Genomic DNA, 638 nt, shown 5'->3' with positions numbered 1-638 from the left:
GCCTCGTGCTGGTGCTGGGCGCCCGCCGGGCCGGCACGGCGATGCCRCTGCCCCTCGCCGACTTGGCCGGCATCGCCGGGATCGCGCTGGCCTGCGGCGCGGTGAATGCCGGGATCGCCCTGGTCCCGGGGGGGCTGATGCCGCCGGGCCAGGCCCTGCGCCTGGTCCTGCTCGCGGTCGCCGCCGGGGTGACCGCGTGGCGCTACGACGTGCTCGGCTTCGCCGGCGCGATCCGCCACCGGCTCGCGGCCTGACGGCCCCGCGATGACCGACACCGCCGCGCTCCCGGGAGGCTTCGTGGCGGCGATCCGGACCCTCGATCCCGGCGCCCCCTGGATCCCGGCCTGGCGCGCCCTCGGCGCAGCCGCCCTGATCCGGAATCCGTTCTACGAGGCGGGCTACGCCCTGGCTGCCCGCGACGCTTTCGGGGCGGGCGTCCGGCTCCTCCTCGTCGCCGACCGGGCGCCGGAGGCACCGGGAGTCCGGCTCGTCGCCGCCTGGCCGTTCCGGCTGTCGTGGCGGCGCTGGGGCCTGCCGCTGCCGCTGCTCATGGGCTGGACCCACGGCTACGCCCCGTACGGGGCGCCGCTCCTCGACGGCGCCGCGCCGGAGGCCGCCCTGGCGGGGCTGCTCGCCGC

Annotated in this window: 2 pseudogenes; both read left to right on the top strand. The window is 79.1% G+C overall.

Going from position 1 to position 638, the window contains the following annotated elements:
• Positions 1-254: pseudogene (locus AC1DXK_RS31125) on the top strand (lipopolysaccharide biosynthesis protein); the annotation flags it as partial.
• Between the two features lie 10 nt (positions 255-264).
• Positions 265-638 (top strand): annotated as a pseudogene (locus tag AC1DXK_RS31120) (GNAT family N-acetyltransferase); the annotation flags it as partial.

The organism is Methylobacterium sp. P3_A11, assembly GCF_056403155.1.
This window is presented reverse-complemented; position numbering and strand designations above follow the sequence as displayed.